Source organism: Roseobacter sp. (assembly GCF_039970775.1).
GTDB lineage: Bacteria > Pseudomonadota > Alphaproteobacteria > Rhodobacterales > Rhodobacteraceae > Roseobacter.
Genome location: NZ_JBDVLG010000062.1, coordinates 1 through 23719, shown reverse-complemented (window position 1 = coordinate 23719; position 23719 = coordinate 1). Strand labels below are relative to the sequence as shown.

20 protein-coding genes, 1 tRNA gene and 1 pseudogene are annotated in these 23719 nt (G+C 58.2%); 9 read left to right on the top strand and 13 right to left on the bottom strand.

The window, feature by feature from the left end; genetic code table 11:
• The coding region (locus ABJH13_RS16310) for a hypothetical protein (RefSeq protein WP_348407271.1) at window positions 1-189 on the top strand (189 nt) is incomplete at its 5' end.
• Window positions 141-321 (top strand): annotated as a pseudogene (locus tag ABJH13_RS16305) (integrase core domain-containing protein); the annotation flags it as partial. The gene ABJH13_RS16310 and the pseudogene ABJH13_RS16305, both read left to right, overlap by 49 nt.
• A 441-nt stretch (window positions 322-762) precedes the next feature.
• Here the strand turns inward: ABJH13_RS16305 and ABJH13_RS16300 are convergent.
• From ABJH13_RS16300 to ABJH13_RS16285, 4 genes are all read right to left on the bottom strand, one after another.
• Window positions 763-852, bottom strand: a tRNA-Ser gene (locus ABJH13_RS16300).
• Window positions 853-1232: 380 nt separating this feature from the next.
• Window positions 1233-1883: a DsbA family oxidoreductase gene (locus ABJH13_RS16295; RefSeq protein WP_348407270.1), complete on the bottom strand. Its 651-nt coding sequence runs from the start codon at window positions 1881-1883 to the stop codon at window positions 1233-1235.
• Between the two features lie 175 nt (window positions 1884-2058).
• Window positions 2059-3174 (bottom strand): 3-dehydroquinate synthase, encoded by a 1116-nt coding sequence (gene aroB / locus ABJH13_RS16290; protein ID WP_348407269.1) that lies wholly within the window; start codon window positions 3172-3174, stop codon window positions 2059-2061.
• A complete protein-coding gene (locus tag ABJH13_RS16285; protein WP_348407268.1) occupies window positions 3167-3760 on the bottom strand; it encodes a shikimate kinase in 594 nt (197 codons plus the stop codon). The genes aroB and ABJH13_RS16285 overlap by 8 nt, the downstream gene beginning before the upstream one ends.
• 81 nt (window positions 3761-3841) lie before the next feature.
• Here ABJH13_RS16285 and ABJH13_RS16280 point away from each other — a divergent pair, with 81 nt between their 5' ends.
• The 4 genes from ABJH13_RS16280 (at window position 3842) to ABJH13_RS16265 (ending at window position 7954) form a co-directional block, all read left to right on the top strand.
• Window positions 3842-3991 (top strand): hypothetical protein, encoded by a 150-nt coding sequence (locus ABJH13_RS16280; RefSeq protein ID WP_348407267.1) that lies wholly within the window; start codon window positions 3842-3844, stop codon window positions 3989-3991.
• Window positions 3981-5522 carry a hypothetical protein gene (locus tag ABJH13_RS16275; protein WP_348407266.1) on the top strand — a complete coding sequence of 514 codons (1542 nt, stop codon included), beginning with the start codon at window positions 3981-3983 and terminating at the stop codon, window positions 5520-5522. The genes ABJH13_RS16280 and ABJH13_RS16275 overlap by 11 nt, the downstream gene beginning before the upstream one ends.
• Window positions 5519-6490, top strand: a complete 972-nt coding sequence (locus tag ABJH13_RS16270) for a site-specific tyrosine recombinase XerD (protein ID WP_348407265.1) — start codon at window positions 5519-5521, stop codon at window positions 6488-6490. The genes ABJH13_RS16275 and ABJH13_RS16270 overlap by 4 nt, the downstream gene beginning before the upstream one ends.
• Before the next feature lie 156 nt (window positions 6491-6646).
• Complete coding sequence (locus tag ABJH13_RS16265; RefSeq protein WP_348407264.1) at window positions 6647-7954, top strand: HlyC/CorC family transporter; 1308 nt, start codon at window positions 6647-6649, stop codon at window positions 7952-7954.
• A 282-nt stretch (window positions 7955-8236) separates the two neighbouring features.
• Here the strand turns inward: ABJH13_RS16265 and ABJH13_RS16260 are convergent, their stop codons facing one another.
• Both ABJH13_RS16260 and ABJH13_RS16255 read right to left on the bottom strand, forming a co-directional pair.
• Window positions 8237-9925 carry a methyl-accepting chemotaxis protein gene (locus ABJH13_RS16260; protein ID WP_348407263.1) on the bottom strand — a complete coding sequence of 563 codons (1689 nt, stop codon included), beginning with the start codon at window positions 9923-9925 and terminating at the stop codon, window positions 8237-8239.
• Between the two features lies 1 nt (window position 9926).
• Window positions 9927-10265, bottom strand: a complete 339-nt coding sequence (locus ABJH13_RS16255) for a hypothetical protein (RefSeq protein WP_348407262.1) — start codon at window positions 10263-10265, stop codon at window positions 9927-9929.
• A gap of 194 nt (window positions 10266-10459) precedes the next feature.
• On the opposite strand from ABJH13_RS16255, the gene ABJH13_RS16250 reads away from it, so the two are divergent.
• Together ABJH13_RS16250 and ABJH13_RS16245 are read left to right on the top strand one after the other, a co-directional pair.
• Complete coding sequence (locus tag ABJH13_RS16250; protein ID WP_348407261.1) at window positions 10460-11077, top strand: nucleotidyltransferase family protein; 618 nt, start codon at window positions 10460-10462, stop codon at window positions 11075-11077.
• Between the two features lie 237 nt (window positions 11078-11314).
• Window positions 11315-12133 (top strand): dienelactone hydrolase family protein, encoded by an 819-nt coding sequence (locus ABJH13_RS16245; protein WP_348407260.1) that lies wholly within the window; start codon window positions 11315-11317, stop codon window positions 12131-12133.
• A gap of 42 nt (window positions 12134-12175) precedes the next feature.
• Here ABJH13_RS16245 and ABJH13_RS16240 read toward each other — a convergent pair whose 3' ends face one another.
• From ABJH13_RS16240 to dctP, 6 genes are all read right to left on the bottom strand, one after another.
• Complete coding sequence (locus ABJH13_RS16240; RefSeq protein WP_348407259.1) at window positions 12176-15694, bottom strand: hypothetical protein; 3519 nt, start codon at window positions 15692-15694, stop codon at window positions 12176-12178.
• Window positions 15678-16904, bottom strand: coding sequence for a cyclophane-forming radical SAM/SPASM peptide maturase GrrM/OscB (gene grrM, locus ABJH13_RS16235; RefSeq protein WP_348407258.1), 1227 nt, complete (start codon window positions 16902-16904; stop codon window positions 15678-15680). The genes ABJH13_RS16240 and grrM overlap by 17 nt, the downstream gene beginning before the upstream one ends.
• Window positions 16841-17107, bottom strand: coding sequence for a hypothetical protein (locus ABJH13_RS16230; protein WP_348407257.1), 267 nt, complete (start codon window positions 17105-17107; stop codon window positions 16841-16843). Before ABJH13_RS16230 ends, grrM begins: the two co-directional genes overlap by 64 nt.
• Window positions 17108-17350: 243 nt before the next feature.
• Window positions 17351-18751 (bottom strand): TRAP transporter large permease, encoded by a 1401-nt coding sequence (locus tag ABJH13_RS16225; protein WP_348407256.1) that lies wholly within the window; start codon window positions 18749-18751, stop codon window positions 17351-17353.
• Window positions 18751-19380, bottom strand: a complete 630-nt coding sequence (locus ABJH13_RS16220) for a TRAP transporter small permease (protein ID WP_348407255.1) — start codon at window positions 19378-19380, stop codon at window positions 18751-18753. The genes ABJH13_RS16225 and ABJH13_RS16220 overlap by 1 nt, the downstream gene beginning before the upstream one ends.
• A gap of 63 nt (window positions 19381-19443) precedes the next feature.
• Window positions 19444-20460 carry a TRAP transporter substrate-binding protein DctP gene (gene dctP / locus ABJH13_RS16215; protein ID WP_348407254.1) on the bottom strand — a complete coding sequence of 339 codons (1017 nt, stop codon included), beginning with the start codon at window positions 20458-20460 and terminating at the stop codon, window positions 19444-19446.
• Window positions 20461-20878: 418 nt separating this feature from the next.
• Here dctP and acs point away from each other — a divergent pair, with 418 nt between their 5' ends.
• Window positions 20879-22843, top strand: a complete 1965-nt coding sequence (gene acs, locus ABJH13_RS16210; protein ID WP_348407253.1) for an acetate--CoA ligase — start codon at window positions 20879-20881, stop codon at window positions 22841-22843.
• Window positions 22844-22925: 82 nt separating this feature from the next.
• Here the strand turns inward: acs and ABJH13_RS16205 are convergent.
• Window positions 22926-23719: translocation/assembly module TamB domain-containing protein (locus tag ABJH13_RS16205; protein ID WP_348407252.1), on the bottom strand; the 794-nt coding region annotated here is incomplete at its 5' end.

Below are 23719 nucleotides of genomic sequence, written 5' to 3'. Positions count from 1 at the left end.
ACGGGCCAACAAACGATCCTGGGGCTTTGGCTTGTGCTTTCTATATCTGCGCAACGTGCAGGGCTATGGCTGGATACTCTCACCCGGCAGTGCATGTTTACATGCATGAGAGGGCACAAACGCGTCTACCGGATCTACTGCACGCCTATATTAAGCGGTACAGTCGAACTGTTCGCGGTGAATGGCTGAGCCAATATATTTGAAACTATTGAGGAGGCACAAGATCAGGCAACTGAATGGCTCTGGACTTACAACAACGAGCCCCCCAACATAGGCATCGGCGGCATTACCCCCGCAATGAAACTGAAAACAGCCGCTTGAATTCTACGGCTGGACCCCATCAACAATGGGGGGATTACCATGCCTGTCAGCCAAGAATTCTAGTGTAAGGTCGTACCCAGACCCATCACTGATCACAGAGTCGATGCCGCAGTGAGGGCAAGCGGCAGCCGCACCATTGGGATCGCCCTTCGGATCGTACCAATCTATAACTTCCGCGGGGGCAAACACCCTCTTGCAGTAAAAGCAGCCACAGACCTTAATAGCCAGAATTTCATCCCGGTGCGGCTGGACCTCTTGTGCGCGGCTTCAAGAATATCGGTCATGCATCTCTCCAAAAATACCACGAATTTTACCGCGCAATGAGTAGAAACGAGTGTATTCGAAGAGAAACGAAAAACAATAATGATTGCATATAAACTAACAAAGACAGCCCCGTAACGGGCTGAATGAGTATCAACAGAATTGAATAAAAATGGCAGGTGGCGGAGACGAAGGGATTCGAACCCTCGAGACCCTTCCGGGCCTACTCCCTTAGCAGGGGAGCGCCTTCGACCACTCGGCCACGTCTCCGTTGACGGGTATAACCGCGGCTTTGTGGGAGTTACAAGGTCAAATCTCACCAACTTTAAATTCATATGTTTCGCCGCATTGGTAGCCTGCATTCGCGGGGCCGCGAGACACCAAAACAAGCCATTATTTCAAGCAGGCTAATGACGAAATTACGTCCCGTAAAAATATTTATTTTCATGTAGATAACGGGAACTCTGGGCTGCCCATCACTGTAACGCACACCCGATCTGTATGCCCGTCGGTGTGCGGTGTGGCGGCTACGATACAGGCGCACGGCCCCCTCCCAGCAGCTAGTCGAATCGCTAAATTTTTTGCGGCTGAAGTCTCAGTGGCTCATCCACGCATCGCACAGCCGTAGGGCGCCGCGATAGACGATAAGATCAGTCGTGCATCTCGGCCAGTTGCGCGAGGATACCTCGATAGTTCTCCGTGCCCTGCGCGCCGGTCACCAAGTGCTGTCGATCAAACACAACAGCTGGAACCCCGCGAATGCCCTGTTGCGTCCAGAACTGTTGTTGTTTGCGGACGGTTGCGGCAAACCGTTCATCCACGAGAACGGCTGCTGCTTCGGCCGTATCAAGGCCGATCTCACCCGCAACAGTGACAAGCACGGCGTCATCCGACAGATCGCGCGCGTCAGTAAAATGCGCCTCAAACAGCGCCTGTTTCAGGTCGTGCTTGCGTCCTTGTTCATCTGCCCAATGCAAAATCTGGTGCGTTTTAAAGGTGTTGTGCATCCGAAACCCATCACCAAAGGCGAAGGTAAACCCAAGATCATCGCCATGTTTTTTCATATTCGCACGGTTGGCGTCTGATTGTTCGGGCGTGATGTTGTATTTCTCGATCAAATGCGCGCGCAGGTCTTGCCCTTCTGCGGGCATATCGGGGTTGAGCTCAAACGGATGCCAGTGGATTTCGTGCTCCACATTGGACGCATCAAGCGCGGCTGCAAGCTGGCGGTAACCAATGACGCACCACGGGCACATGACGTCAGAGATAATATCAATGCGAAGCGGTGAGGATGTGGTCATCGTGCGGGCCTTTATGGGTTTGAAACGTGTCAATATCGGATGGCGTCGGCGCATTGGTGCGGCGCCGAAAAACATGCGCAGTCAGTGTAACTGTACTTTTACCGTGCAGAAACCCGTGTCGCCCCAAACGCGCGGTCACGTTTGCGTGCAGGCCTATCCCCAAAGGCCAACCGCCCTATTGGCGCGCGTCAAGACCATCTTGGAGCACGCCGCGCACAAGGTCTCCCGGCACGTCTGAGGTGATAAATGCAGACCCGATCCCACGTGTCAGAATGAACCGCAAACTGCCCTGCACGACCTTTTTATCCTGCGCCATCAAGGCCATCAACGCGTCCGTATTCGGCAAATCGCCGGAAATGTCCGCAAGGTCGGTTTTCATGCCCATCGTCTTTAGATGAGCCCGCACACGGCTTGGGTCTTCTTGGGAACACAGCCCCATGCGCGCCGACAATTCGAAGGCCATAGCACACCCAATCGCCACGCCTTCGCCGTGCAGCAGCTTGTCGGAATAGCCGGTTGCGGCTTCCAACGCATGACCAAACGTGTGGCCAAGGTTCAGCAATGCACGGTCGCCCTGTTCAGTCTCGTCGCGCGTGACGATATCGGCCTTCATCTGCACCGAACGGCGCACAGCCTCGACCCGCGCGGCCATATCGCCCGACGCCAGCGCAGGCCCCTGCCCTTCGAGCCACTCGAAAAAACGCGCATCGCCCAGCAGCCCATATTTGACGACCTCGCCGTACCCCGCCAGAAAATCGCGTGTGGTTAGCGTGCCCAACACGGCCGTATCTGCCAACACCAACGCCGGTTGATGGAACGCGCCGATCAGGTTTTTGCCCTGCGCCGCGTTGATCCCGGTTTTGCCGCCCACAGAGCTGTCGACCTGCGCCAAAAGCGACGTGGGGATTTGCACAAACCGCACACCACGGCGCAAAATCGCGGCCGCAAACCCGGCCAAATCGCCGATAACCCCTCCGCCAAACGCCACGACAATATCGCCACGCTCTACTTTTTGGTCCAACAACCAGCCCACGCTTTGCTCTAGCGGGCCCCATGATTTGGTCGCCTCGCCCGGTGGTAACGCCAGCGCCTGCGCCGAAATTCCGGCATCGGCCAACCCTGTGCGCAACGCCTCTAGGTGCAAGCCCGCTACGGTTTCGTCGGTCAGAATACTGACCTGCGGGCGCGACAGCAGCGGCGCAATTTGCGCCCCCGCCTGCGCGATCAAACCCGGCCCGATCCGTACGTCATAGGCACGGCCGGGCAGATCCACATGGACGGTTTCAGGCATTGGCGGTCTCCAAAACATCAGGTCGCAATAGCAATTCCTGCGCCACACGGTCCGCCATACGGTCCAGCGGCACGGGCGGTGCGCACGACACTCGCACGTCTGCTTTGCTATATTCGGGAACGCGTTGCGCAAATAACGACGTCAGCGTCGCCTTGGGGTCGGCCGTGCGCAACAACGGCCGGGTATCGCGGTGGCGCACCCGGCTCCAGAGCAATTCCAGATCGGCATCCAGCCAAACCGCAACGCCATTGGCCGCAATCGCCTTTTGGTTCACCGCCGATAAAAACGCGCCGCCGCCCGTCGACAACACGCAAGGCGCCCCGGTCAACAAACGCGATATGACTTCGGTTTCGCGGGCCCGAAAGAACGGCTCGCCGTCGCGCGCAAAGATCTCGGGCACGCTCATATTGGCCGCAGATTCGATCTCTTGATCCGAATCGAGAAACGGCACGTCTAACAATTGCGCCAGCATCCGACCCACAGCCGTCTTGCCCGCACCCATCATTCCGACCATCACAACCGTCTTTTTTAACACAAAACTTGACGTCTGTTCACCGTTGGTCACGGATTGCTGAAATTCGCTCATAATTCTCTGAATGACGTGATATTGCTCAAAAGGCCATATATAAGTTCGGAAAAACAGGCAGGCAATCAAGGCAGTCACGTGATGGTACGCATCTTTAAACTTCTAGCATTTCTCATTGTGGTCGGGGCGCTTGGGCTGGTGGGCTATGCCTATATCGGTCCTTTCTTTGGCGCAGATTTCTCTGCTCCGCAGGATGAAGTCCGCGTGCCCGTGACGGTGGATGCGGAATAACGCCCCAATACATGGTGTGATACTGCTGTGCGCAGGTCTCTGGGCTGCACCTTTGGCGGCCCAAGACGGGCCACTGTCGGTTATTGATTGGGTCCAGCAAAATCCGCAAAAACCCGCGATGACATCGGTGGCCTTGCCGATCGATGAACGCAATCCCCATCGGGGAAGGCCTGCGCCCGCTGTCACGGTGACACCGTTGGACACACAAGCCGCTCGGATCATCGGGTTGGTGCCGGCATCGGTGACGGGCCTGCCGCAAGACCTGTGGCAAAACAGCGACCCTATTGAGCTAAGCAACGCGTTGCGTGCGCTGCCTGACTTTCGCTTGCCCGCAGCGCAAACGTTACTTTTTAATGCGTTGCTGACAGAAGCCCGCGCGCCGGGGCGCGATGCCGCCGAAGAAGACCTGTTCACCTTGGCGCGCATGACCACGTTGCGCCGCTATGGTGCGCTGGATCCGGCATTGGCGTTGATTGAACAAGCCGACGCGACGCGAGACCTTGCGCATTTTGCGGCCTACATGGATCTGGCGCTGCTGACTGGCGAAGAATGGCGGGCGTGTAGCATCTTGGCGGCACAGCCGCATCTGGCGCCGGGGCTGTCAGCGCAGATATTTTGCGCCGCGCGCCACGGGGAATGGGCGACGGCGGCGTTGCTTTTTGACACCGGCCGCGCGTTGGACGTCATGAGCGGTCAGGACACCGCCGCCTTGGACCGGTTCCTGAACCCCGAGGTTTTTGACAACGCGCGGCCCCTGCGCCGCCCGCGCGCCATCAGTCCGCTGTTGTTTCGTCTGCACGAAGCCATTGGCGAACCGCTGCCCACCGGCCCCTTACCGCGGGCCTATGCGGTTGCTGATCTGCGCGATCTGTCCGGGTGGAAGGCCCAAGTTGAGGCCGCCGAACGGTTGGCCGAAACCGGCGCCCTGCCCGCCAACCGCCTGCTGGGGCTTTATACAGACAGACGGCCCGCGGCATCGGGCGGGGTGTGGGACCGCGTGCGCGCCATACAACAGTTCGACACCGCGCTGGATACGGGTTCGGCCGATGCCGTATCCAAAACCCTGCCCTCCGCATGGGTCGCGATGCAAGAGGCCGGGTTGGAAACCACCTTTGCAGGGGTTTTCGTGCCTCGGCTGTCCAAGATCCCCCTGAGCGGTCCGGCCCGACAGCTTGCGCAAACGCTTGCTCTTTTGGCACCTGATTATGCCGCGGCGGCGCAAGACGTCGATGATGCGCTACTGCGCGCCATCGCCACTGGAGACCCCACAGGGCAACATCCGCGTGATGCCACCGCGCGCGCGATTGTCGCCGCCTTCGACGTAAGCGCGGCCCCGCCTGATCTGATCGCGCGGGCCGAACAAGGGTATCTTGGTGATGTGATCCTGCGCACATTGGTGATGCTCGAAGACGGGGCTGCCGGAAACCGCCGCGCGCTGACACGTGCACTGGGAACGTTGCGCGCCTTGGGGTTCGACGACGCGATGCGCCGCGCGAGCCTGCAAGTTTTGCTGTTGGACCGGTTCGGATGACGCCGCAAACCCATTGGATATCGGCGTTTCTAGAGGCACAGGCGGCCGAATTGGGCGCGGCGCGCAACACGTTGTTGGCCTATGGGCGCGATCTGCAAGATTTCGAGAGTTGGCTCACCCACCAAAACCAACGCTTTGACGCGGTTCAGCAAAGCCATATCGAGGCATATTTGATCCAATGTGACGCACAGGGGTTGTCGCGGGCAACCCGTGCGCGGCGTTTGTCGGCGATCAAACAATTGTACCGATTTGCCTTTGAAGAAGGTTGGCGCACTGAAAACCCCGCCATTCAGATAACCGGCCCGGGCCGCGACAAACGCCTGCCCCAAACCCTATCAGAGGCCGAAGTGGACCTGTTGCTCGACGCCGCGCGCGTATCGGGCCGGTCAGATCGTGACCGCGCGCGCAACACCTGTTTGATGGAACTGCTCTACGCGACCGGAATGCGGGTGTCAGAACTGGTAGGCCTACCGGTGTCCGCCGCGCGGGGGGATCCGCGCATGTTGCTGATCCGTGGCAAGGGCGGCAAAGAACGTATGGTGCCATTGTCGCCGCCTGCGCGCACGGCATTGGCCGCATGGCTTGTCATCCGCGACGGTCTGGAAGACACACGGCGCAACGCGGGTAAACCGGCCTCAAAATATCTGTTTATGACCAGCAGCGCCGCGGGCCACCTGACGCGGCATCGATTTTATTTGCTGATCAAAGAATTTGCCGTCGCGGCGGGCGTGTCCCCCGCCAAAGTGACGCCGCACACGTTGCGCCACGCGTTTGCCACCCATCTGCTGGCCAATGGCGCTGATCTGCGTTCGATCCAGACCTTGCTGGGTCATGCGGATGTGGCCACCACGGAAATCTACACCCATGTGCTCGAAGCACGGCTGTCAGAGCTGGTGCTGACGCATCACCCGCTGGCCAATGAGGGCGCGCGCACATCGTCGGGCATCATGCCGCCCGACGACCAATAACCGGTGCGTGCCCATCTGGCTGAAATAATGCACACCAATGAGCAACACTGACCGGTCGGTCCTACATGGATCACACGGCATATGGCGCTCTTGACTTGAATGACGCAGATCTCATGCCCATAACCAATGCAGTCTCATATGAGGGTAAAATTCCAAATGGAAACGGCGACCGCAACGCTCGATAGCGCATTCTGGCTGACATCCGGTGTAATCATTTTTCTACTGGTGCTTTCGGGCTTCTTTTCAGGTTCTGAAACCGCGCTGACCGCCGCATCGCGCGGCAAATTGCGCGCGCAGGCCGATAAAGGGTCCAAGGGGGCGCAACGTGCTTTGCGCATCACCGAAGACAACGAGCGTCTGATCGGGTCGGTGTTGCTGGGCAACAATCTGGTCAATATACTCGCGGCGTCATTGGCGACGGTTATTTTCACCCGCGCGTTCGGTGAAAGCGGTGTGGCGCTGGCGACGTTGGTGATGACATTATTGGTTTTGGTTTTCGCCGAGGTGTTGCCCAAAACCTACGCCATCACCAATTCTGAAAGTGCAGCGTCGATGGTGTCGGCGCCAATCTCGATTGTGGTCAAGGTGTTTTCGCCCGTCGTGTCTGTGGTGCGATTATTTGTGCGGGGGGTGTTGCGCGTGTTTGGCGTGGCGATCGACCCCGACAGCAACATTTTGGCGGTCCGCGAGGAAATCGCTGGTGCATTGCATCTGGGCCATTCTGAGGGGGTCGTTGAAAAGGAAGACAGGGACCGGATTTTGGGCGCGCTGGACCTGGGCGACCGGGTGGTTGAAGAGATTATGCTTCACCGTTCGGGGATCGAAATGATCAACGCGGAAGACGAGCCCCAAGCCATTCTGGAGCAATGCCTGACATCAAGCCACACCCGGCTGCCGCTGTTTTTGGGCGACCCTGAAAATATCGTCGGGGTGGTTCACGCCAAAGATCTTTTGCGCGCGATGTACAAGATCATCGGCGGACCGGAAGGCGATGCGGCCAAGCTGCGCGATTTTAAGATCGCCGACGTGGCCATGACGCCCTATTTCGTACCCGAGACGTCAACGCTTGATGAACAGATGCGCCAGTTTTTACGACGGCACACTCATTTTGCGCTGGTCGTTGACGAATACGGATCGCTGCAAGGATTGATCACTTTGGAAGATATTCTCGAAGAGATCGTGGGAGAAATCACCGATGAATTCGACAGTGATGATGATCAAACAGTGGTCAGCGATATGGATGGGCAATTCACCGTGGATGGCGCCATGACCATTCGGGATCTGAATCGAGCGACCGATTGGAACCTGCCTGATGAAGAAGCCAATACCATCGCCGGGCTGGTGATCCATGAGGCTCAGATGATCCCGACGTCGGGGCAGGTTTTTTCTTTTCACAGCTTTCGGTTTGAGGTCGTTGCGCGTGAGGGCAATCGCATCACAGAATTAAAGATCAGACCGCTGTGATGCGTATTCCCGTGGTCAGGGCCTTCGCTGCCCCTTTGATCGCATGAGTTGGAGCTAACTTGGACAGGTTGTCAGGCTATAACGAACGGGGGCGCCAAGAAGCGGTTCGAGCTGTCCTTTCTCGTCGGCCCAAGCGGCCCCTGCCAGTTTGGAACTGACGGGGGGATAAGTTCGTAGGTGGGTCGGCGCAAAGCCGCGATATCTGCGATGGGGTCACCAGACGTTTGGGCAACTTGATGCCAGACGCATGCGGCAGACTGATTTAGCCGAGCGACAACTTAATTACGCAACCTTCGAAGGTGCCGCGGCATCAGTTGAAACTTGGAACCGCTGGGTGAGCTCAAGAAGCGCTTTTGCGCCATTTGCGAGGTTGGTACACGCCGCATTTGTTTCCTCAAACATCGCCGCATTCTTTTGAGTTACGGCGCCCATTTCAGCAATCGATGCGTTCAGAGACGATATCCGGTCGCTTTGACTTTGTGTGCTTCCAGAGATCAGGTCCATCTTTGCAGTAATTTCGGAAATACTGCTTTCGACCGTTCCCAAAGAGTTTACCGTTTCTGTAATTTGCGCGGACCCGTTTTCAACCTCTGTACCGGATCTTTCGATCAAGGTTCGGATGCTGGTTGCGCTTTCTGAAGACCTTTGCGCCAGACCGCGAACCTCGGATGCAACAACTGCAAAACCTGCACCCGCATCTCCGGCACGAGCGGCTTCCACCCCTGCATTCAATGCAAGCAGATTGGTTTGGAAAGAGATACCATCAATGAGCTCGACGATCTTCGCAATTTCTTCAGATTCACTCTTGATCGCTTGCATTGCATCAGAGGCCTTCGACACCACAGTACTACTCGCTTGTGCGCTGGACTGCGCCCCCTGTGACGACCCAAAGGCTTCCTCGACACTGCTGGCGTTTTCGCGCACACTTTTGGTCAACCCGTCTAGCGCTTGTGATGTCTCCGAGAGGTTGTACGCTTGTGTCTCTGTTCGCCGGGCAAGATCATCTGTTGCTATGGAAATGTCTCTCACTTCGGCGTCCATCTGTTCAGATCTCTGGGCGACGACCGAAACCAATTCCTCAAGCGTTTGCACGGCAGCATTGAACCCCGTCTGCAATGCGGCGTAATCCTCTGGAATTTGCTGTGTGATCCGGGCCGTCAAATCACCACCCTCAAGCCGGGTGAGCCCCACGCGCAACGCATCCACAACGGCTGCCTGCTCTGCGCTCTTGGCTTCTTGTGCCACCCGATGCTCTTCTTCAGATCTCTTCTGTTCCAGTTCAGCTGCTTTGCGAACTTCGTCTGCTTCGCGCGCTTGCGCTAAAGCGTCTTCGGCCGCAGCTTGGGCCGCCATCGCGTCTTGTTGCGCGATTTCCGCTTGTTCTTTTGAAGAAAGGGCTTCTTTTTGGGCCAAATCAGCGCCTTCCAAACTGGCTTTTAACTCTTCGGTTTGCACTTCAATCTCGCGATTGATTTTATTGAGGCGATGTACGGTGGCAACCAAAGCCGCCGTTTCCAACACCACAACAACTGCGTGTAAAGCAGTGCGTTCGAGGTTGACCCAGAATTCGCCAGGGGGGTAGATTAGTGTTGGCATAACAAAGGACAAAGACAAATGGTGCGCTGCAATTAGACCTGCGCCCGCAAGCAATACAGGTATGCTGCGCAAACTGACCAATGTGGCCAAAAGCGCGAAATACAGCATGTGCGTATCAAGCTGCCAAGGGTGTCCTTGTAGCGCAGACGTGAAACAGAACGCCTGCCCTAACAACGCAACCGCCGCGCCAATATCTGCCAGCTTGGGCTGGCTCCGCGCCATCCCGCCCCCCAAAGCAAGGAAACCCGCCGCAATTCCTGCCGACGTGAGAACCGCATTTCCCGCAAACAGCGCCGTAGCAATTACGCAGAAAAACAAACCCAATGAAAAACAAAAGATCATCATGGTTGGGGACATGGAAGATTTACGAGACATGTCAGACATTCCTTAGAGAAGTAGAGTAACCGGCCGTTTCAATACCGCACAGCGCGGCTAATGCGCTGGCGGGCAGCAAGATATATCCAGCGTCCAAAAGCCGCTCTCTTGCGGCGGGGGGGGCCAAAATCATTTTGGCGAGCACACTTCGTACCGGACCAACGTCCCGCGCCCCAAAAACCACCAAGGTTTCTTGCGACAGCGGTTGAGCGCCGACTTCAACGACGACATACAGATCCGCCGCATCCTGCTGACCCGATTGCGACGCAATAAACGCCACAGGGCCCACAAGAAATGTGAAGGCAAAAGCACAAGATAACCACGCAACAGATTTTAACATTTGGGTTTCTTCCCATAGCCCGCTTTAAATTCCATTAACGGATGACATATTTCCGGGTTCAAAAGGGACAAGCCCCGGTGCGCCTCGCCTCAAAACCGCGCAAGTGGGTCCAGCGTTTGGGCCAAATAGACACGACAGACATGTCGTATGCGCGCCCGCCTTTGCGTTACGTCAATTTTCAGCTACGATGGCTTATGGCTTTATCTGTCCTCAGCGATTTACCTATCATCTTGCTGGCTGCGGGCCAATCCAGCCGGATGCGCGGCGCAGACAAACTGCTTGAAGACATAGACGGTATCCCGTTGCTGCGCAGGCTGGCGGATATGGCCTGTGCGGTGACCCGGGGGTCTGTTTTGATCGCGCTGCCTCACCCCCCGCACCCGCGCTATCAATGCCTTGATGCGCTGGCCGCGGACCGTGTCGCAGTGCCTGACGCGCACGAAGGCATGAACGCCAGCCTGCGAACTGCCGTGGCCGCACTGCCCAAAGACGCCCCCGCCGCGATGCTGTTGTTAGCCGACCTGCCCGATCTGACGCAGGATGATTTATCAACCGTATTGCACGCGGTCGATCTAACCTCGGACACGTTGGTTTGGCGCGGTGCCACGCAAGACGGGCTGCCGGGTCACCCCATTGTTTTTTCGGCCGCCTTATTTCGGGAATTTTCCACGTTGGTTGGGGACGGTGGCGGCCGCGATATCGTGGCCAAAGCCGCCGGTCGGGTTATGTTGGTCCCGTTGCCGGGCGACCGCGCGCGCCGCGATCTTGACACCCCCGAAGACTGGGCGAACTGGCGCATCGGCCGAAAATAGCGATGGAATATGTGACCTGTGCGGGCGCTTCATTAGGCGGGTTTGCGCACGGGGGAAATAGGCCGACAGGTCTCTCCAAAACGTGACTGGCTGATCCGCGCCAAACCCCTAAAGTTGTGCCATATACAAGGACACCGCCATGAAACCGGCTACCCGATCTGATGCCATACAATGGCCCTGCGGGATGTTGGCATGTGGCCGGTTTTGCGGTTTCACATCATACAAAGGACTAAACCGATGCGACTATTTCTTGCGGCGCTTGTCGTATGGATGGCACAAACTGCGCTTGCCCAAGACTGCGGACCAACCGCGCCCTGCGACATTGAGGACGGCAGCTATTACCTCAAACTGCCCGACGGCCCCGGCCCGCATCCGGTTCTTATCTGGTATCACGGCGCCAACGGCACGGGCGGGTCGATCCACCGGGGCGGCGGATTGCAACGTGATTTTCTGAACAACGGGTACGCGCTGCTGGCTCCCAACGGGCAACCCCGTGCAGGCCGCAACCCTGAGCGGTTTTTCTTTCCGGGCCGCGATGGATCGGGGCGCGATGACGTGGCCTTTACCTTTGCCGCGCTCGAAGACGCCAAAACGCGGGGCAATCTGGACACCACCCAACTCTATGCCGCTGGGTTTTCGGCGGGCGGATCGATGGCGTGGCATTTGGCTTGCGAGGCCGGCGATCGGCTGTCGGGTATGGTCAGTGTCGCGGGTGCCTTGCGCCGCCCCAATAGCACCGATTGCAGCGGTTTGGTGGATCTGCCGATCATGCAGGTGCATGGGTTTGCTGATGCACAAGTCCCGCTGGAAGGGCGCGCCATCCGCGATTGGCACCAAGGCAGCGTCTGGGTCTCGCTTGATCGTGCACGCCACGCCAACGGGTGCCGCTCAAACCCCGACCGAATCGACATATCCGAGGGATTTCGCGCCCGGATGTGGGACGCCTCCTGCGCCCGTTCCCCGGTTCGGATCGACCTGCACGATGGCGCACATAGCCTGCCGCAAGGTTGGACTGCTCGCGCCCGCGCATTTTTAGAAGGTGCCACCCCTTCTTGATGACGAGGCAGATGTGTATGACATCGCCCGTGTTGCGGGCGGTTATTCCGCACCGTCCGGGTCAAGCCAACACGGCTTTTCGGTTTTGCCACGTTGAATAAAGGGGTGGATCATCACCTCTTTATCCGTTGTGCCCCCTTCAGAGGTCCACACAAACAACGGCGCACGCGGGATGTCTTGATTGGGCTGCTGGGTGGAAACACCCAGACGCGCACCCTTTCCGGTGGCAGGCCCGCGCTCTAGCTTGGCCTGTTCATGACCTTCCTCGTAGGGCACAACATGAAACGACCCATCGGGCGGGTAGACACATTTGAAATGCGCAACCACGCCTTTCATGTCAGGCAAAACCACAATGCTATCGGCGCTTTGATTGTTGACCGTAACAACAGTGCCGCGCCACAACCGCTCCCCCTGTAGGATCAAATTACCCGAACGCCCCGCCTCAAGCGATAAAATCAACGGGTAGCGCTCAATGTATTTATCAAATTCACGGTAATAATACGGGGCGCGGATAAAGTCGAAGTTGAACCGCGAGGTGATCTCTTCAACGCGGCGCGGTAATTTGATCTCAAACTGGCGCTGAAACTGCTGGCCTGATTCTGGCTGACCCTGATCTTGGGTCGCGGATCGCGCGTCCGATTCCGCCGCACATAGCTTGGTGAAATCAGTGTTGGGGGCATCCACGTCTTGCCGTTGAACCCAACAAGCACGCACGTCAAAATCCACCCGTTTCCACCAACTTGGCAGGCTGATCACAGCCGACAGCCGGTTGTGGCTGGATTGATACCCGCCCGTCGCGGCCAGTTTGCGTGGCCGGATCGCCCAGCCAAAGGTGGCACTGTCGGTAAACGCGCCCCGGCGCGTCGGATCATCGGCATCAGCACCGGGTAGATGGCTGAACCCAATCACCCGTGGGTTGGCAATGATATCCTGTGTGCCATGCGTCTGGCGCAGCCCTGCTTGCGTGCCCAACGACCCTGCCGACGCCTGTAGTTGCGTCGTCGCCTGCGCGATCTGGTGGGTCAAATCATCGCCATTGCCCGCGCGTGGGCTGACCGCATATACCGTCACGTCACTGCGTTGGGTGTTGATCCAGTCACGCAACATGCACGACAGATAGATCTCGGTGCGGGCCTCGTGATTGTCGGCGTTTTGCGCAGCCAGCGTCAGACATAACTTGGAGGTGTCCAATCTCTGGCGGGACTCATACGAACGCTGCGTGACCCCGCACCCCCCCGTTGATTGCGCGCCCGATTGGGGCGTGGACATCATGTGATCGATGATCAGATTGGCCACCTTCAGCCCTGTATCATCAAGCCGTATCGCGGGCAAATCACGGTTGGTCGCGCCACAGTACTGTTTCAGATACATCTGCCAGTCAGACCCCCCAAAAACCACAGGGAACACCTTTTCGGGCCGTTGGGGCACGCGTGTCGCGGCCTTGAGCCCGCCCAATACTTGGTTCAGGGATGCAATCATGTCATTGATAGGCCCCGTCTGCTGGAGCTTGTTCATCGACGGCAAAAACCCCGCTTCGCGCGCGCCAAACACTTCGTTTCCGGGCAGATCGCGGTGCCGCGACACCTGAATGCGGCATCCCGTGGTGCTGCACCCCTCCAACGAAATATCCAGAAAATCGCGGATAGACCGATTATCGCGGTCGTACACGTCAAGCTCCTCTTGCAGGCGGGCCAGTAAAAACTGCGACAACAACCGATGCGACGCCTCCACCCCTCCCTGACGCAACATCAGGCATTTATACATATGACCGAACTCCGATGTCTTGCCTTGGCGTGGCGCCTCCATGCAGGTCCTGGTGGAGGTTTGGAATTTCGGGTGCGCCATTGGTTGCCCGTTCACCAATAAAAACTCCTTGGCGCCCTCCTTGCGCAACCTCTTGCGCAAATCCGCCATATCCTGCTGAGACGGCAGTTGAGCCTCGTATTTGCCAAGCACCTGCAGCAGTTGAAATTTCGCATCGGTGTTGCCTGATGGGGCAGTTGCGGGCCCGTCATGCGGGGCTTTTTGGCTGGGCGTTGCCCCGTTCGTTGCGCCGTCCGTTGCGCCCATCTCGGATGCCATCATCTTGGCGAACCGCGCTTCGTGGCCGTAGGTTTCCATCGACTGCCAGACGGCAATCAACCGGATCAACGCGCGTTTGTAGTCGTCGTCCTTGGGGAGCCCGCCCACATTGATCGGCGACGTCTGTGTGCCGTTTTGGGGGGCGCAGTTGGTGGTTTGAGACCCGCCGCCCGTGCATGTATCAGAGGTTTGTAACGCTTCCCAAAGTTGGGGCGCCGGGCGTGGTTGGGCCTTGGTCTCGGCTGCTAGTGGCCTGGGCTGCAAACGTTGGATCAGCAGATCCCCCTCTATAGCCAAGACGGTGTTTATATAATGCGCACGGCCGATTGATTTGCGGAAACTGGCCTCTATCATGGGGGCCAACGCCTCTGATTGGGACACTCCCGGCGACGGATGCGCCACGCGCCATTCCAACCCAAGCGCTTGCGCCACCCAGTCTTTGCACCCATCCGCCCACCCGCGCACCAACCCGGTGGCCGTGGTCTGATCATCGCCCAAAACCCCCTGCGCACGACACAGTCCCAGCACCTCGGGATCGTAGACAACCGCCCCTAAAAATGAGGTGATCAATTCGCGCCGCAAAAACCAATCCAGCGCGATATTTTCTTTTGGGTCCAGTGGATTATGCAGCCGTCCACTGGCTCGAAACGCCTCGTTGCGCGTGGCAAGAACTTTGGTCAGGAACTGCTGTATTTCGCGCTGCCAGTCGCGCAAGAGCTCCACATCATCGGCCACACGCTGACGGATTTTGGCCCTCTGAGGCTCTGGGCAGACAGAACCCGCGTCAAGACACGCCTTGATATCAAACCCATAGGTGTTGCGGGCCTCGATAATAAACATGGCCGTGCCGGGGTAGCTGCGCCGCCCAATCAACGGCATCACAACCGCATCAAAATTCAACCGATACAGCGTATTGCCCTCTAGGTCATGGCCGTCATCCAGCAACGTATCCATAAGGTCAGTGCGCAGCTGCAACCGCATTTTGGCGGCGGCATCCAACTGCTGCAGGGCGCTGGTGGGGGGCGCGGTGGCTGGCGTGGTGTTGGCGTCTGACTGTGGGTCGGCCGTCGTTATCCACGTGCTCTGCGCGCGGGTATCGTAGGAGGTCGGCGCAAGCGGCGTGCCGTTTTTGGTTTTGGCCAACTGTTGTTCGAGCCAATTGGCCTGACGGAACCGGTCATTGACCAGCCGCTCACGGGTATAAAGCTGCGGTGGTTCGATAGATAAAACACCGGGCAGTTCGGGTTCAAACAGCGCGGTGCGCAGGGCGGCAAGCAGGTATTTGGCGTGGTGCGGCCATAGGGTTGGTTTTTCTTGAAACGCGGCAACAGCCAGCCCAATGACCACCACGCAGGCAACGCCCGGTCCGATCTTGCGCAGCCCATGCCGGAGCCACCCGCCCCATGCCGCGCCCCAACGCAGCACAGCAGGCTGGGGTGGTTTAGGTGGGGGCGTGCTTTGGTTAACAGGCGTGGTCATGGCGGCCTCCTTTCAGGATGGGATGCCGAACCTGACCGCGTTCCACCGCGTCTAGGACGACGTCTAACGTCACTTGCCGGGTCAGCGAGCAATGCAAGGTTTGCGTGCCGTCAAACCGGCCCAGTTCAAAATACTTGTTGGCCGGCGCCCCGCCGCCGCACACGTCGAAATAGGCGCAGCTGTCCGCGCAGGCCCGAACCCCGCGCGAGATTTCTTCGTAAGCTTTGTGAAAGGCGGGGCTGTCCAACAGGGTCGCAACGCCGCCTTGCCGGACGTTGCCGAAGATGAAATCATCGTAGGCGGGGGCCTGCGCGCCCATCAGTTCTGGCGAAAACGTTGACAGGCCGCCATCGACCGCCACGGCCAAAATGCGGAACGGCGCGGTTTGCCAATTTTCGGCCCGCTGACTGTGGGGGCGCGTCAAAACCCCCAATACGCCATCGACCTCACGGCAAAAGAACGGCTCTGGATCTGCCGCGCAACGGGCCAGAAACCGGCGCAGAAACCCCGCGTAGGCGGCGCTTGCGGCGGCGTGCCCGCCGAGGCTGCTGCCGCCCGGTTGGCCTTCGTCCTCCTCCACGTTGAACGCGACATTGCGCAGGCCGTGGCCCGTGTAGAAGTCATAGAAATCATCCGCGCGCGGCAGGCTATCGGCGGTCAACACCGAGATCACATGAAACGGGACCCCTGCCGCCTGTAGCCGCGACACCCCCCGCATCACCAAATGATGGGTCCCCGCGCCTGTCCGGGTGTGACGCCGCGCATCATGCAGATCTTGGGGGCCATCGAGACTGACGCCGATGTTCACCTGCCATTTTTGCCACAAGGCGATCCAATCTGCGTTGACCCCAATGGCGTTGGTTTGCATGGCGTGCCGCAACCCCGTCTTGCCGCTCTCGCGTTCCAGCAGGGCAAATGCCGCCGCGTACCAATCGGGCGGCAAGGTCATAGGTTCGCCGCCGTGCCAGACAATCACCGGCAAGTCATTCTGCGGACATTGCGCCAGAATGTTACGGGCAATCGCGCGCAACGTGTTGTGCGACATGCGTGCGCGCACGTCGCGGTGTTGCAAATAGCAGTAGCTGCAATCGAGGTTACAAAATGATGTCGGCTGCAAGACCAGAAGTGATGGCCCGCCCTGCCCGGTTACCAGTTTGCCCAGTTGTTCCAGTTGTTCCAAAAGTTTGACCAATTGCTCCAATTGTTCCATTGCGCGACCGTTGGATCATCGGAGCTAAGCGGCACAAAGGCAGAAGCAGCGTCAAGCCGCGCCTGCAAGTCGTGCCGGTGGTCGTGGAGTTTTTGCAGTGTTTCGGGTGGTTGAACGCCGTTTTGCGGCGCCTTGGCGAACGAAAATGCGGGAATTGCGCACAGCAAAAGAACCAGCGAGGTTGATGTCTTAAATCGGGCCATGAAAAATGCTCTAAAAAAATAAATATGGTTAAAGGTACCATAATACGGGCCAAATTGCATGAAAAAAATCGACGGCTGTGTTTTGCCCACTCTTGATGGGTTGCGCCCAAATGGGTTTGGCGGCCGTTTTGGCGGCGCGTTTCAAAGGGTTGGTTGGGGGGTATTGTGCCACCGCGGGCCATTCAGGGCGGCCGATGCGGGCCTGCGCCACAAGGTGCGGCGCAGGGTTTTATGTAGGTCGTATCACCCGGCCAGAGACGGCAGGAAAAGCACGATGCCGGGGAAAGCCACCAGCAAGGCTATTGTCACCGCATCAGCGATGAAAAACGGCGTGACGCCTTTGAACACGTCCTGCACTGTCAGATCATCCCGGACCCCGGCCACGACAAAACAGTTCAGACCAATAGGCGGTGTGATCAGGCAAAATTCGGCCATTTTCACCACCAAGATGCCAAACCAAATCGCGCACATCGGGCCGGACATGCCAAATGCGCTGTCTGCTGCGCTGACCAATTCGCCCCCGTTCAGCGCCATCACTGCCGGGTACACCACCGGCAACGTCAACAGCAGCATGCCGATTGCATCCATGAACATGCCCAGCACTGCGTATGCCAGCAAGATGCAGATCAGGATCAACATCGGCGACATCTCAAGCGAGGTGATCCAATCGGCAAAGGCTTCGGGCAATTCGGCGAACCCCAAAAACCGGACGTAGATCAACACGCCCCAGATGATCGAGAAGATCATCACCGTCAGTTTGGCGGTGTCGAGCAATGCGTTTTTCAGCTGTGGCCAGCGCATGCCTTGGTACAGCGCCATCAGGAAAATGATGAACGCGCCGATGGCGCCGCCTTCTGTTGGCGTGCCCCATGCGTCGCCGAAGGGGTTGTAAACAAAGAAGATAATGATCACCACCACCGCAAGAATAGGCAACGCGGGGGGCAGCGATTCAAACCGTTCGCGCCATGTGAAACCGCTGACCGGGGGCCCAACGGATTTGAACGTCATCGCGATCCCGATGATCAGCGCGGCATAGACCACGGCCGAAAACATGCCCGGCAAGAACCCCGCCAACAGCAGTTTGCCCACGTCTTGTTCCACGATGATCGCGTAGATCACCAAGATCGCCGAGGGGGGGATCAACGACGCAAGCGTGCCCCCTGCCGCCACAACACCCGCGGCGAATTGTTTGTTATAGCCGATTTTCAGCATCTCGGGGATCGCGATGCGCGCAAACACCGCCGCCGTGGCAACCGATGCCCCCGATACCGCCGCAAAGCCTGCGGTTGCGAAAACTGTCGACACCGCAAGACCACCGGGCACCCACGCGATCCAGCGTTTGGCGGCGGTGAACAGGGCGGTTGTGAGTTTGGCGTAATAGGCCAGATATCCGATCAGAATGAACACCGGGATCAGGCTAAGCACCTGTGCGGATACCTTTGAGTGCGGGGTCAGGCCCGCGATTTTGGCGCTGATCTCGACCGCTTTGCCGAACCGCTCGGGGTCGTAGTTGAAGCCGTTCCACCGCAGCCACACCAGCCCGACAAACCCGGCCAGACCGGCGGCAAACGCCACACGCATACCAAGAATAACAAAGACCAGCATGCCTGCGCTGACCCACAAGCCAATTTCGATAGGTTCCATTAGTCTGCGCCCTCCAGGGCTTCGGCTTCGAGCCGCGCCTGTTCGGCGACGGTGAGGTTCAAGGGCACGGCAACAGGGTTTTCAAGGCCCAATACCAGCGCGCGCGCATAGCCCCACGCCTGTAGCACCAACCGCAAAGTCAGCACGGCGAATGCGACCGGCACCACCAATTTGGAGGGCCAGACGGGCAAGCCCACATCGATCGAGCTGTCGCGGCTACATAGCGGGCGTGCGCAGTCAAACGAGCGGTCGAAATGTTCCCACGCGCCCCATGTCAGCGCCACGATCAACACCAAGATCAACAAAACCGACACCAGTTCAAAGAACCATAGCATCCGCCCCTTGAGCGCGCTGACCAACATGTCCATCCGCACGTGGGTGCCGTCGCGTTGGACATAAGACACGCCCATGATCGCGATGATCGGCATCGCGGCTTCGATGTAGTCGACATACCCCGCCATGGGCGACGCGAAAAACTTGCGCCCGGTCACCGAATACGCCGCCAGAAACATCAACGAAAAGATCGCCAACCCGCTGAGCAAGGCACAAAATTGTTCGACCGGCAAAAGCGCGCGGTCCAACCGACTAAGAATGCTGGAATCTTCGAGAACCGCAGCTGATCCTGCCATCGCCCTGCCCCTTTTTATTGTTATAGGTGGGGCCGCGCTGTGTCGCGCGACCCCTTACGTGGTTTAGTTGTCGCCTTTGGCATCTGCCAGCGTGGAAACCACCAGATCATAGAGCTCTTGGCCCGGCAGGCCCTGTGCTTCCATGCTCTCGATCCATGCGTCACTTGCAGGTGCGGCCGCTGTTGCGCGGAATTCGTCAAGCACGGTGGTCGAGATCTCTACTTTTTCGACACCCTTCTCTTCGAGTACCGCATCCCAACGGGTCAACAATTCGCCGTAGTTCGCCAGATAATGGTCGATCGCTTCGGGCACAGAACTGTCCAGCGCTTCACGCTCGGCGTCGCTCAGCGATTCGTAGGCGTCGATGTTCACCACAACCGGGCAGTTCACCGTGCCGGGGTTGAGATTTGCAGTCCACCAATCGGCTTGGTTGATGGTGCCAAAGCTCAGATGCGCGTGCTGGGCAAAGGCCACCGTATCCACAACGCCGCCTTCCATGGCTTGGTAGGCTTCCGTGGCGGTCACGGATGTGGGCACACCGCCCACCGCCTTGAACGCAGCACCCAAACCACCCGTCGCACGCACCCGCATGCCGTCAAATTCGGACAGTTCATCGCGGGGTTCGCCGGTGCCTACGAGGTTGTATTGCGGCATAGGCGAAGTCATCAGCAGCTTGGCGTTCCACTGTGCCATTTCTTCGGCGGCCGCAGGATGCCCGTATACAGCAGCCGACACAGCGACTTCTTGCGCCAGGTTTTCTACGCCCAGAAACGGCAGTTCCAAAACCGTAATCACGCGATTTTTGTCAGGGTGGTAGCCCGCACAAAACTGCGCCATTTCAAATGCGCCAATCGAAATACCATCAAGGTTTTCGCGGTTTTTCGACAGGCCGCCATAGCTGACGTTCATGGTAAAGGCACCGTCGGTCTTTTCTGATACCAATTCAGCCAGCCGTTCTACGTGTTCGGTAAAGGCGCGGCGTTTGCCCCAAACAGACACGTTCCATTCGGTGGCCGCAGCTTCGGTTACAAATGCAAAACTAAGCGCGGCAACTGCGGCGCCGGAAAGATAATAATTCATGTAGGATCTCCCTTGTTACGCGCCTGTTTTAGGGCACGATTGACGTGAAACTACCCGCGCGACCCCGGCCTGCCAAGCCCCGAAAATCGCATACGATTCTTACTCACCTGTGGTGGCGCGGGCTGCGACCGCCCCATTCGTGTCATGCGTGCACGGGTGGGTCGGTGGCTCAACGTTGTATGGTTGACATATAATGATCCGTAAACAGGCGGAAAATCCTGGTGTAAAGGCAAAAATTTACAAATTGTGCCGCGCGATCTGAAAAATATTTACAGCGAAACCCTTATATTTCCGAAGCTTATTCCTTTCTTTTCTGATCCCGGTATGATCCGCCACAGGGGGGAGACGAATACCAGGGGGGTATTTGCACGCATGTGCCTTCTCCTCCAGACTGTCACGACCCAAGGGAGGAGCCTTCATGTCCGATACAGCATCAGCCGTCAAAACCTATCCACCAGCGCCCGAAATGGTGGCCAACGCCCATGTGGACGCGGCCAAATACGATCAGATGTATGCCGCATCCATTGCGGACCCAGACGCGTTTTGGCGCGAACACGGCCAGCGCATCGATTGGATCAAACCCTTTACTCAGGTGCAGGACGTTGATTTCACCTTGGGCAATGTGTCGATCAATTGGTTTGCCGATGGCACATTGAATGTCGCCGCCAATTGCATTGACCGCCATCTGGCCACACGCGGCGATCAAACCGCGATCATCTGGGAACCCGACAGCCCCCAAGAGCCCGCACAGCACATCACTTACAAAGACCTGCACCGCAATGTGTGCAAAATGTCGAATGTGTTGAAAGATATGGGCGTGGCCAAAGGCGACCGCGTCATCATATATATGCCCATGATCCCCGAGGCCGCCTATGCCATGCTGGCCTGCGCGCGTATTGGGGCGATCCATTCTATTGTGTTTGCCGGGTTCTCGCCCGATGCGTTGGCCGCGCGGGTCAATGGGTCTAACGCCAAGGTTGTTATCACCGCCGACGAAGCCCCACGCGGCGGGCGCAATACGCCGCTCAAAACCAACGCAGATCAGGCACTGCTGCACACCGCTGATGATGTGAACCTGTTGGTGGTCAAACGCACCGGTGGTCAAACCACATGGATCGACGGGCGTGACCACGATTGCAACGCACTGGCCGCAGCCGCATCAGACGACTGCCCCCCCGAGGAGATGGCCGCCGAAGACCCGCTGTTTATCTTGTACACCTCCGGATCCACGGGCCAGCCCAAGGGCGTGGTGCATTCCACCGGTGGTTATTTGGTCTATGCGGCCCTGACCCACGAGGTGACGTTTGATTACCACGATGGGGATGTTTATTGGTGTACCGCCGATGTAGGGTGGGTCACCGGCCACAGCTATATTGTGTATGGCCCACTGGCCAATGGCGGCACCACGCTGATGTTCGAAGGGGTGCCCACCTACCCCGACGCCAGCCGGTTCTGGCAGGTCTGCGAAAAGCACAAGGTCAACCAGTTCTACACCGCGCCCACGGCCATTCGGGCATTGATGGGTCAAGGCAAGGAATTCGTCGAAAAATGTGACCTGAGCAGTCTTAAACTGCTTGGTACTGTGGGCGAGCCAATCAACCCCGAGGCCTGGAATTGGTACAACGAGGTCGTCGGCAAGGGCAAATGCCCCATCGTCGACACCTGGTGGCAGACCGAAACGGGGGGGCATTTGATGACACCCCTGCCCGGCGCCCATGCCATGAAACCCGGATCCGCGATGAAGCCGTTCTTTGGCATTGAACCTGTCGTTCTGGAACCTGCTACAGGCGAGGTGATCGAGGGCAACGACGTTGATGGCGTGTTGTGCATCGCCTCAAGCTGGCCGGGGCAGATGCGGTCTGTCTGGGGGGATCACGCGCGGTTTGAAAAGACCTATTTCGCCGACTACGAAGGGTATTATTTCACCGGGGATGGCTGCAAGCGCGATGCGGATGGTGACTATTGGATCACGGGCCGTGTTGATGACGTGATCAACGTGTCGGGTCACCGGATGGGCACCGCCGAGGTCGAAAGCGCGCTGGTGGCGCATGCCCGTGTCGCCGAGGCCGCCGTGGTCGGGTACCCGCATGATATCAAGGGGCAAGGCATCTATTGCTATGTGACCTTGATGAACGGCGAGACCCCATCCGAAGAGTTGCGCAAAGAGTTGCGGACGTGGGTTCGCACCGAAATTGGCCCTATCGCCAGCCCCGATCTGATCCAATGGGCGCCGGGCCTACCAAAGACCCGGTCGGGTAAAATCATGCGGCGCATTCTGCGCAAAATCGCCGAAGATGATTTTGGCGCGCTGGGCGATACCTCGACCCTCGCAGACCCAAGCGTGGTGGATGACTTGATCGAAAACCGCATGAACAAGGGCTGATCGACAGATGATGATACCCTAAGGGCCAGTGCGATGCGCTGGTCCTTTTGCGTGGCGCGGGGGTTTGCGGTCCTAAAGCGCCCTAGTAGTCGCGCTCAAAGAAGATACCAACACCGGTGTTGCCGTCTTGCTCGAGCGTCCCCCGCGCGGTTAGCGCATCGGTGACGTCCAGATTGATCGACAGCTCCGTTTCGCCGCCCCCGGTCGTGACATCGGTGTACACATTGTCCGAAATATATTTACCCGCACGCACCGCCGCTTCACCGTCTTCGGTGGTGGTCACGTCGAAATCATCCAGCCCAAACCCATTGCGCAACTGGCCGATCACATCTGCGCCTTGCCGCCCGGCCAAGGTTGCCACCGCGTTGGCCAATTGCAACGCCTGAAACGCCGAGATTTCATCGATATTCCGGCCAAACAGCAATTGCGCCAACACTTGGTCTTGGGGGGCGTCTGGCACCGCCGAAAACGACACTTCGGGCGCGGTTGCCGGACCATCCAACACAATGCTGGCGCTGCCGCTGTCTGTCGCGCTGGAGGTGGTGAATTGGATATATGGCACCAGATCTCCCTGAAACTGGATTGACCCTTCGTCCAGGGTAAACCGCCGCCCAAGGATGTTCAGACGTCCCCGCACCAGATCAAACTGCCCAGTCGAGATCACCCGTGCGGTGGTGCCTTCAATGTCCAGCGACCCGCCCAGTTCGGCATCCAGCCCACGGCCCCTGACAAAGATCTTGCGTGGGGCGTTCACCGTCAGATCCAACCCGTAGACCGCCGCAGGACCGCCGCTTGTGGCCGCGGGGTCAGGGATGACATCTGCCCGGCGGCGCGTTGCTGTGACCGCGGGAGGCGCACCGATATGGGTGATATCGG

Bases quoted from the DNA above. Each gene is read 5' to 3' on its own strand.
- dctP (WP_348407254.1), bottom strand. From the start codon at position 20,460: ATGAATTATTATCTTTCCGGCGCCGCAGTTGCCGCGCTTAGTTTTGCA.
- acs (WP_348407253.1), top strand. From the start codon at position 20,879: ATGTCCGATACAGCATCAGCCGTCAAAACCTATCCACCAGCGCCCGAA.
- ABJH13_RS16255 (WP_348407262.1), bottom strand. From the start codon at position 10,265: ATGTTAAAATCTGTTGCGTGGTTATCTTGTGCTTTTGCCTTCACATTT.
- ABJH13_RS16245 (WP_348407260.1), top strand. From the start codon at position 11,315: ATGCGACTATTTCTTGCGGCGCTTGTCGTATGGATGGCACAAACTGCG.
- ABJH13_RS16295 (WP_348407270.1), bottom strand. From the start codon at position 1,883: ATGACCACATCCTCACCGCTTCGCATTGATATTATCTCTGACGTCATG.
- ABJH13_RS16270 (WP_348407265.1), top strand. From the start codon at position 5,519: ATGACGCCGCAAACCCATTGGATATCGGCGTTTCTAGAGGCACAGGCG.
- ABJH13_RS16240 (WP_348407259.1), bottom strand. From the start codon at position 15,694: ATGACCACGCCTGTTAACCAAAGCACGCCCCCACCTAAACCACCCCAG.
- ABJH13_RS16285 (WP_348407268.1), bottom strand. From the start codon at position 3,760: ATGAGCGAATTTCAGCAATCCGTGACCAACGGTGAACAGACGTCAAGT.
- ABJH13_RS16250 (WP_348407261.1), top strand. From the start codon at position 10,460: ATGGCTTTATCTGTCCTCAGCGATTTACCTATCATCTTGCTGGCTGCG.
- ABJH13_RS16230 (WP_348407257.1), bottom strand. From the start codon at position 17,107: ATGGCCCGATTTAAGACATCAACCTCGCTGGTTCTTTTGCTGTGCGCA.
- ABJH13_RS16265 (WP_348407264.1), top strand. From the start codon at position 6,647: ATGGAAACGGCGACCGCAACGCTCGATAGCGCATTCTGGCTGACATCC.
- ABJH13_RS16275 (WP_348407266.1), top strand. From the start codon at position 3,981: ATGCGGAATAACGCCCCAATACATGGTGTGATACTGCTGTGCGCAGGT.
- ABJH13_RS16225 (WP_348407256.1), bottom strand. From the start codon at position 18,751: ATGGAACCTATCGAAATTGGCTTGTGGGTCAGCGCAGGCATGCTGGTC.
- ABJH13_RS16260 (WP_348407263.1), bottom strand. From the start codon at position 9,925: ATGTCTCGTAAATCTTCCATGTCCCCAACCATGATGATCTTTTGTTTT.
- grrM (WP_348407258.1), bottom strand. From the start codon at position 16,904: ATGGAACAATTGGAGCAATTGGTCAAACTTTTGGAACAACTGGAACAA.
- ABJH13_RS16280 (WP_348407267.1), top strand. From the start codon at position 3,842: ATGGTACGCATCTTTAAACTTCTAGCATTTCTCATTGTGGTCGGGGCG.
- aroB (WP_348407269.1), bottom strand. From the start codon at position 3,174: ATGCCTGAAACCGTCCATGTGGATCTGCCCGGCCGTGCCTATGACGTA.
- ABJH13_RS16220 (WP_348407255.1), bottom strand. From the start codon at position 19,380: ATGGCAGGATCAGCTGCGGTTCTCGAAGATTCCAGCATTCTTAGTCGG.